We start from the raw sequence: 8,249 nt of genomic DNA, 5'->3' as shown, positions 1-8,249 counted from the left end.
AAGCTAGGGCGTCTTTGTCTCCTTTGCCGATCTCGACAAGCTGCTTGAGCATGTGTTTATCGCTCGCATCGCCTGCACCAATAGGACCGGAACGGCGAATACCCACGATCACCACTTGCTTGTACACTTCGTACTCGTTGTCCTCGAATCGAAACACCTGAATGTCTCGATAGCGACCCACCAGTGCGGAGGCTAAGTTCTTGTCGATTTGCGGTTGCGGAATAATGAACACGAGAATCCCATGGCTCACTAGATACCGAGACGTCATACGCAGGAAAATAATCTCCTTGCGATCAGACTGACCCTCTGTATCTTTTGTCGCTCGATCATACGGTGGATTGAGCCACATCAGGCCAAACGCTTGTTTGTCAATCCTGGCGTGTTCAATCGCCACGTGTTTCACGTGATCGAGGACAGCGGACGCTTTTTCAGCTCGGGCGCCGTCTAGTTCAATCCCGTAGGTGACCGCCTGTGTGCCCTTGGCTAACCGACTTAACGCCTCTCCTTCACCTGCACACGGATCTAGCATGCGCACAGGTGCATCAGGGACGTGCAACAACCGCTTGATCAAGTCCGTTTGGCTAGTTGGTGTAGGCACATAGCCCATTTTGCCTTCTTGTTCGATTCTCATCGTCTCCCGTGTCATACAACAAGGAGACGGAAGGCGGTGGCCCTCTGTCTCCTTGTTGCAAGACAGAGGGGTTCACCTCCTGTTTTTTAGTTGATCGCTCCGTGTTCACGGAAACTATAAAATGTTTGAACACCTAGAATCAGATGATCAAGGACTTCGATACCTAGTAGGCTACCAGCGGATACGAGACGCTTCGTGACCACATGATCCTCGCTTGATGGTTCACAATCACCACTTGGATGATTATGAACCGCAATGATCGCTGAGGCGTTTGCCACAATAGCTGCTTTAAACACCTCGCGTGGATGAACGATACTAGCAGCTAAACTGCCAATGCTCACCGTGTGAATAGCATTGATTTGATGCTTTGTATCTAAGAGCAAAATAATAAAATGCTCCCGATCAACGCCTGATAAATATTCAGACGCCACCTTCGCTGCATCATTCGATGTTTTGATTTTGCGTATCCCATCATAGGGCATACGCCGTTCTTTTACGGCAATGACATCGATTCTTACCATCGGTATCTCCTATCCTTTTCGCCCCCGTACACGGTGGGGACGTAGTAATTCCCACCGTGTTGGGTTGAAAAGTCTGATTAACTAGCGATAGCTGAATGTGTTGTATCGACGCTGTTGATTGCTGCTACAATGGCATCGGACGCTTGTTGAATCCGTCCCATGGAATCTCGCAAGATCTCCACTGCATCGTCACCCGACCAACCGATCAAGTACCCAAACGTATAGTCTGATGAATCGATACCTAACGCTTGGCATACCAGGAAGGCGGTAGATTCTGCTTCTACTTCTTTGATTGTCGGTGGTAAACCCGACCGATGATGCAATAGACCATGTGCCCACTCGTGAGCGAGCGTTTTGATCTTTTGCGCGATCGGATTGGTGCCTAGAATCTCGATATGGCCATCGGTGTGATAGAACGCACCGTTCGCGCCATTGAGATCCGATGATTCATGCACAGGAAACGGACACGAATCCACCATGCGTTGTAGCAACTGCTCATCGACTTCTTGGTGAAGGAGATGAACTGCAGGTGCTTCCGGCAAGGGCTCACCAGCCGTTTGCTCGATATCAAAGACGTACACCGTGCGAAATCCATAGATGACGCTTTTCGTCTCTTCGTTTTTGTCTTTTTTGACGAGAGGAGCGAATATCGCCATCCCCTTCTCGCCTTTTTTGACGTAGCGACCCTTTTTCCCCCACTCTTTAAATCCGGCTACATACGTTGCATCTGGATTTTGCGCCCAAATCATGAGCCGATTGTGGAATGAATAGGAGGGAAAAGATGCGGCAAACTTGAGAAAGTTAGCCCATTCCGCATTGTCGAATAGTCTTTTTAGATGTGACTCTAACTTGTTCATGGCCTCGTTTTTGTTCATATGTTCGCCCGCACGAAACCTGCTGGGTACCCCCCGCAAGTTTCGCGAGGGCTACCCCCTTTCGTGTGTTAGGTCGAAGGATTCATCTTACTTGAATAGGTTGGTGCAGATCACCAACAAGAACGAGATCTTCTTGGCGATCGTCATCCATTCGATCCACGACGGGAACAACGTCACGCTTGGAGAGAAGGTGATGAATAAATAGCCTCCCCTTTTGGGTCCATTCCGTTGACATTCTCGCCATGTGTCTACCGTTGCTGTTGACGTACTCCGTCGTTTTCGACTTGGTATAGCCCATCCCGACATGCTCTTGGTAGAGGAGCCATTGATCGTTGATTTTGTACTGAACCTTTTCCTTATGAAGAAGATCGTTCAACTTCTGGCCAGAAAGTCCGTAGTCTTTCGCTATTTGCGAAATCGTGACGGTGTTGGTGGACTCGAGTATCTGATCGACATAGGTCAACTTCGGTTCATATTCCGCTATGCGTTGTTCTAGCATGATTTTTTGCGCTTGGAGGGATTGACGTTCACGTTCTTCTTCAATCCATCTCTCGGCGCGTTCGATAGGATCAGCGATCATATACGAAAAAACCTCTTGTTGATGCGCTACTTCCTGTTGCATCCGACGAAATTCTTTGATGTACGCCACCTTAAAATGCATGGCGTCTTTACCTGTATAGCCCATGGCTAAGAGTGTGAATCCATCTTCAGTCATCAGGAATTTAGCGTATTCTCGGCCTCGGTCGTTCGTATACGTTGACTCCCCAAAATTGAGGAGTGAGAAATCTCCCTCAATTTCTGCCATGATGCTTTGAATATCACGCATCACATGATCATGTCTCTTCTGAAATACATTAGCCACCGTTAAACTATCCGTGACTGCTTTTCCGTTTTGAACAAACACCCATGTCTGATCCATGTGTTATACCTCCAGTGGTTTGATTGACTCTCCCCACTGGCCATGCCGGGGAGAGTGTTGATCCCCTAGCATGGGTAGGCGTTCTTGGATTAGGCGGTTTGATTGCTTGCAGATACCACCCGAACCGGAAGCACAATCGCTTTTTGGTTGGGGTTGTCCGATTCTAACTGAATGGGACTCGATGGACCCGTTGGCTTAATCGTGATCGTATCTCCGTCCATCGACTTGATGGCTTCGATCATAAATCGAACGTTAAACCCAAGGTGAAATGCTTCTCCTTGAATGGTCGCTTCTACTGAATCTTCCACTTTCCCCACCACAGGATCCTGTGATCGGAGCTTCAACTGTCCATCGTTCGCCTCGAAATGTGCGATTTGATTGTCTGTCCCGTGGCTAATGATGAGCACACGCTCTAGAGTCTCAATGAGCACAGCACGTTTGACTGTATAGTGTGCAGCAAATCGTGTAGGCCAGATCTTCGTCATATCAGGGAACTTCGCATCAATCGCTTGAATCCGAAAACTTGTTCCCCCATCATTCCAACTGGCTGTCACGTGATTGTCTATAAGCACGAGATGAACCATTTCATCATCATCACTTGGCAACATCGCCGCTAAATGATCGAGCCATTCAGATGGAATGACCGATGATCCAGTTCCTGTTTCAATATCCGTGTCTACATGGCTAAAGGCCAAGCGAAACCTGTCCGAACTCACTGCTGTGAGTCCTTCCCCAAGCGAGAGCTGTACGCCTTGTAGCGCTGGGCGATCGGATGAGGTGGAACACGCATAGGTGGACTGTTTGATCAATTGCTTGAGATCCTTGGCATTCAGTTCAGCACTGCATGTGCACTCTGCATCCTGATAGGATGGGAGCTTAAATGTTTTGGGGTCAAAGGTCTGCAGTTCAAACTTTGAGCGCTCTGACTTCACAATCAGCACGCCTTCGCTTGAAGAACGAAAAGACACTTGTTTCCCACTTAACCGCTTGACGATCTCACGAATTTCTTTTGCGTAGACCACGACGACGCCAGGCTCTTCAATCGCAGCTGGATTCTCGCCAAAGCCCATATCGATGAGCTTGTGTCGCAAGGTGACTTCTGCCGTAACCGCTAGGAAGTTCACTGTATCATCATTCGTTGCTTCGATGCGTACGGTCCGCAACACAGGTGATGTCACATGCGTTGGAACCACACGGATGATATCGTCTAATACACGTAACAAGTCTTTTTTATTGAAGATGATGTTCATTTGGTTAGTCTCCCTTGTTGACTACCCGCCGCCGCGAGAGTCTCATAGTCAAGACCCCACGGCGGTGGGAGGAAAGCAAGGTAGATTATAGTTGGTTAATTAATTCATCAACATCAATCTTCGCAGACACTAAAATACTTTTTCATGTTTTTGGATTGATTGTTTTTCCTGAATGCATAGGGACTGTAACTACTTGATGACTACGTGAGCTTAAAAAATGTTGATGAGATCCTCTTTGTCGAAGAAATATACATCCACATTTTACAAGCACCCGTATCAGTTCTTTATCCGTGATTCGCGGTAAAGGAGGCGTGAAAATCGACCTCCAATCTACGAATCAAGATTTCATCAGCATCGGTTGCATTCACCAAAACCGCAGGTTGATCAGTAGGAATCGTTCGTCCTAATTGCAATAATGATTCAATATGGCCTTGAATCGCATCTTTAGCCATACGAGTAGCTTCATCCAACGTATCTCCCTGAGTAAAACAGCCAGGCAGTGATGGAACAGATACCGAATACCCTTCTTCTTCTTTTTCAAAAATAACCGTAAATTTCATTATTTTAGCTCCTCGCTCACCAATCTTGTTACCTACAGTGTAGCAAGGAGTGCGTGAAATTACACGATTAAGTGAAATCACGAAGAACACCTCGTACTCCTCGCGCTATGCGCTTGAATACAATACTCATCAGGTGTAAACAATGCAAAACCTTTTCCCATTGCACGAATCGTAATGGGTACACCGCGTTGCTCGTAAAATTTCTTCGCGCGTTCAGCGCTTTTTTTCGTGTCTGCACGAGTCACAAATTTCATGAAAACATCCCCTTATCGTCTTTTTGGGTACAAAAAATCCAGCCTCTTGCTTAGGACACCTGTGTAGGAATCCATAGCGTTTCGCCTGGTTGAATCGTTCCGTTGATGTGGTTGCGGGTACATACCTCGTCAACCACATCATTCACGTTCACTTGCGATGGACAGTGTTGTTCGCACAAGCCCCAAATGGTCTCTCCCTGCGTTACCGTGACGCGTTCCCAAGTATCCACTTTAGGTGGCGTCGTAACCACATTGGCAAACCAAATAGAAGCGAGCACATACAAGCCTGCACCAATTGCAAGTTTCGTCTTTTTTTTCATGTGTACCATCCTCATAGGCTATATTTCACCTACGAGGCCGCCGCTCGAAGGTGATTTCTCACCCCCGATTGCGGCGGGGTATCTCTTAGTTAACTATGTTGAACACCAAAAATCTTTTCAATCAAGAATTGCTCCATTTCGTGTAATTCTTGATCGCTCATCTGATGTTCTTTTCTACTTCTTATTTCCGTTTTTACTCGATCAAAATATATACGATCAAGTTTTGAAAAATCCACAATGACACTCGTTTTTAATGGGTCGGCTATATCATCTGCGGCAAACTCTGCTGCAAGAGCATCCAACGAGTTGTAGGTGAATTCTTCTTCCGTTTCTCCTTTTTTAGCAGGAAAGTTATTGAACCACACGCCGTTAAATCCATGTGTGATCAAGATTCTTTCTCCCTTCATTGCACACCGCCCCTTTGTATTTGCTTATCAAGGGAAGCGAAGTAGTTGCTAATTTCATCTTTAACAACATCCACTGGTGTAATTTACACACCTATATTGATTCGCTCATCAATGACAGCAATTCTTGCGTCGCTGGCCCCATGTCAACAATCTCATTCGGATCTTCTCCGATCATGTCCCACACAGACAATCGATCAAAATCAACTGTAATTGATTTTTTGAGCGTGTCAGGAATTTGTTTAGCCACTTCTCTTGCCAATGCGTAGATACGAACGTCAATCAATACTTCATCGTTGCGTATACTCATTGGAAAGTTGATAAACATGACTTCATCAACTTCATAAAGATTTTTCATTGGATTACGTTCCTCGAATAATTCCCTTTTATTCATGTACAAAACCACCACTTCTTATGATTCTTTCTTCCTTCATTGCGGTTGTAGTTGTAACACGTCTACCAGTTTCATTCGAGTGTTAGTAGGAAGTTCTTCGGCTATCCTTTCCAAAGCAGCAAGGACATTCAAATCCCATTCCTGATTTCCACAATTCGGGCAAATCATCGTAGGAACTCCTTCAAAAACAATGTGCCTACCGTCTGGAATCTCATACTCAGCGAAAATCTCCTTACTGTCTGTTTTGCATTCAAAGCAACATTCATCGGCAAGAAAAATTTCTTCCTGGTACGATCTTATAGCTTGTTGGAGGAATTTTTCCTCGTTTCCATTGGTCCATAGCGCTGCCTTCAAAGAGACCATATTCCGCATCTCCTTAGTCCATTTTTTTGTGGTTTCCCGATCTTTTTTTGTAGTCATGGCACTTCACACCTCCATGACTACCAGTATACCTGATTGAATTGTTCTTATTTCCAACAAACCCGAACAGAATAGGTTTCGTCCCACTTCCACGATTCTATAGACGGATCATAGACAGTGGCGACGTATATTTTCTTGATTGGATTGTTAGGATTAACAAGCAGTACTAAATGGATCGGTCGATAATTGCCAGTAGCAACCTTGGCATATCCAAGCCATACCCATTTGTAAGTTAGACCGTGTTGACTATCCTGATACACATGAAATTCAACGCAATCTCCATTTTCTAAGGCCTCTTGCGATTGCCAAGCCAGTATATTACGGAAGCTTTCGCGGTGATCTGAGTGTACTCCCCACTTCACTGTGTAGCCCAGATCTAGTAGTTCACGCAACTCGTCTCCATGTTGGCTAACATGGCGTTGACTACGAAGCCATTTTTTTCGATTGGTGATACATTCTCGATGCTCACATTTTCTCATTTTTCCGCCCAACACTCTCGCGCTAAACGGAAAGGGTCTCCCCTTCTCGCTAGTTTCAACGAGAAGAGGCCTTCCCTCCTTTGGTTTAGTTGGCTTTATGATGAGCGACCGTAATGGACCACTCATTGGCGATATACACGGTTTTGATCGTGAACGGCAGGTTAATGACCACGTGTACGGGCTCTCCTGCGATTTCCCCACGTTTCATCACGTGGTGTTTCGATTCTTGAACCGTCACCCCAAACCGGGCAATCTGTTCAATCGCATCAATGGGCACTCTGCGCTGCACGATTCGACGAACGGCGTGCACATCATAGACAAATTTGGTCATGAGACTCGCTCCTTTTCGGCAACAACCGACAAACCAGATACAAACATCTGATCAATCGCGTGCCGCTTATCGATTTGCTCTCGCGTTACAGAGAAAACTGTCGCCAGATTCCCTGCCTGATAGTAGCTCAAGATAGCTATCACTTTGATCTCATCGGACACCTTCGGATGGCAAAACCACGGAAGATCCATGATCAAGCACTCCTTTTGACCGGATGATCAGGTGACTCGATACCTTTAAATGCTTCAACGGCCAAAGCACATTCAGCCACATAAGCAGCTATGACTTGACCTGTAAAGATCTCATCGAACAGACGTTGCACGCTTTCCGCATTATCGACAAACATAGGCATCGTTTCACCCCGTGCCGCCGCTAATGCTTGTCCGATTTCAATATCACAGCGGATTGATTCCGAAGTGGAAAGCAGTCGATAAGGCCGACCCTTCCATTCAATACGGAATGCATCTTTGATCTCACCCGTTTCTTTGTTCACATCTACTAAATGGATCTGAACATGACGGAAATGGGCGTTCAATTTTTCGTGTTGCATACGCACATAAGCCAATCGATAGCTACCAAGCGCATGAATGATGCCCTCTACACGTGCGATGTCTGATGCAATCACCGACAGGTCGTGTTCGACGGATTTCATTTTTTGAGTAGCACTCGTTATCATTTGCGTTTGCGCTGTGTAGGTGGCAGCTTCTTGCACATCCAAGCGTTCATCCTGCTCAAATTGAGCGATGCGCGCTTGGGTCAAAGGTTCCACATCTTGTGCTTCAGGAACTGCAAGCCAGCGGTCTACTTCCGCTTTGACTTGATTTCCCTCTTCGATGAGTGACTTCATGTGCTTAGTAATAGCGGCATTGTGAGACTCTACTTTGATGCGAA

At 46.2% G+C, this 8,249-nt stretch carries 15 protein-coding genes and 1 pseudogene; all 16 read right to left on the bottom strand.

Annotation, left to right across the window (positions count from 1 at the left end; genetic code table 11):
* The coding region (locus MM817_RS15875; protein WP_241716940.1) for a DUF6094 domain-containing protein at positions 1–631 on the bottom strand (631 nt) is incomplete at its 3' end.
* Positions 632–717: 86 nt separating this feature from the next.
* Positions 718–1,152 carry a JAB domain-containing protein gene (locus tag MM817_RS15870; RefSeq protein WP_241716938.1) on the bottom strand — a complete coding sequence of 145 codons (435 nt, stop codon included), beginning with the start codon at positions 1,150–1,152 and terminating at the stop codon, positions 718–720.
* A gap of 77 nt (positions 1,153–1,229) precedes the next feature.
* A complete protein-coding gene (locus tag MM817_RS15865) occupies positions 1,230–2,027 on the bottom strand; it encodes an ArdC-like ssDNA-binding domain-containing protein (protein ID WP_241716936.1) in 798 nt (265 codons plus the stop codon).
* Between the two features lie 82 nt (positions 2,028–2,109).
* Positions 2,110–2,946: a phage antirepressor KilAC domain-containing protein gene (locus tag MM817_RS15860; protein WP_241716934.1), complete on the bottom strand. Its 837-nt coding sequence runs from the start codon at positions 2,944–2,946 to the stop codon at positions 2,110–2,112.
* Between the two features lie 89 nt (positions 2,947–3,035).
* Positions 3,036–4,196, bottom strand: coding sequence for a DNA polymerase III subunit beta (gene dnaN, locus MM817_RS15855; protein ID WP_241716933.1), 1,161 nt, complete (start codon positions 4,194–4,196; stop codon positions 3,036–3,038).
* Positions 4,197–4,338: 142 nt separating this feature from the next.
* Positions 4,339–4,473, bottom strand: coding sequence for a type II toxin-antitoxin system HicA family toxin (locus tag MM817_RS17610; RefSeq protein ID WP_419723428.1), 135 nt, complete (start codon positions 4,471–4,473; stop codon positions 4,339–4,341).
* A 7-nt stretch (positions 4,474–4,480) separates the two neighbouring features.
* Complete coding sequence (locus MM817_RS15850; protein WP_241716930.1) at positions 4,481–4,756, bottom strand: type II toxin-antitoxin system HicB family antitoxin; 276 nt, start codon at positions 4,754–4,756, stop codon at positions 4,481–4,483.
* Positions 4,757–4,833: 77 nt separating this feature from the next.
* Positions 4,834–5,010, bottom strand: a complete 177-nt coding sequence (locus MM817_RS15845; RefSeq protein WP_241716928.1) for a hypothetical protein — start codon at positions 5,008–5,010, stop codon at positions 4,834–4,836.
* Between the two features lie 50 nt (positions 5,011–5,060).
* Positions 5,061–5,330, bottom strand: a complete 270-nt coding sequence (locus MM817_RS15840; RefSeq protein ID WP_241716926.1) for a LysM peptidoglycan-binding domain-containing protein — start codon at positions 5,328–5,330, stop codon at positions 5,061–5,063.
* 89 nt (positions 5,331–5,419) lie between these two features.
* The gene (locus MM817_RS15835; protein ID WP_241716924.1) at positions 5,420–5,737 is read right to left on the bottom strand and encodes a hypothetical protein; all 318 of its coding nucleotides are present in this window, start codon (positions 5,735–5,737) and stop codon (positions 5,420–5,422) included.
* 91 nt (positions 5,738–5,828) lie between these two features.
* A complete protein-coding gene (locus MM817_RS15830; protein WP_241716922.1) occupies positions 5,829–6,128 on the bottom strand; it encodes a hypothetical protein in 300 nt (99 codons plus the stop codon).
* Between the two features lie 36 nt (positions 6,129–6,164).
* Positions 6,165–6,548 carry a YgiT-type zinc finger protein gene (locus MM817_RS15825; protein WP_241716920.1) on the bottom strand — a complete coding sequence of 128 codons (384 nt, stop codon included), beginning with the start codon at positions 6,546–6,548 and terminating at the stop codon, positions 6,165–6,167.
* A gap of 47 nt (positions 6,549–6,595) precedes the next feature.
* On the bottom strand, positions 6,596–7,027 hold the full coding sequence (locus MM817_RS15820) for a hypothetical protein (RefSeq protein WP_241716919.1): 432 nt from the start codon (positions 7,025–7,027) through the stop codon (positions 6,596–6,598).
* An 85-nt stretch (positions 7,028–7,112) separates the two neighbouring features.
* A complete protein-coding gene (locus MM817_RS15815; RefSeq protein WP_241716917.1) occupies positions 7,113–7,358 on the bottom strand; it encodes a DUF4258 domain-containing protein in 246 nt (81 codons plus the stop codon).
* On the bottom strand, positions 7,355–7,549 hold the full coding sequence (locus tag MM817_RS15810) for a hypothetical protein (RefSeq protein WP_241716915.1): 195 nt from the start codon (positions 7,547–7,549) through the stop codon (positions 7,355–7,357). The genes MM817_RS15815 and MM817_RS15810 overlap by 4 nt, the downstream gene beginning before the upstream one ends.
* A 2-nt stretch (positions 7,550–7,551) precedes the next feature.
* Positions 7,552–8,249 (bottom strand): annotated as a pseudogene (locus tag MM817_RS15805) (AAA family ATPase); the annotation flags it as partial.

Source organism: Sulfoacidibacillus ferrooxidans (assembly GCF_022606465.1).
In the GTDB taxonomy this organism is placed as follows: Bacteria; Bacillota; Bacilli; order Alicyclobacillales; family SLC66; genus Sulfoacidibacillus; species Sulfoacidibacillus ferrooxidans.
Note: the sequence above shows the minus strand (reverse complement) of the source record. Positions and strands in the feature narration are given on the sequence as shown.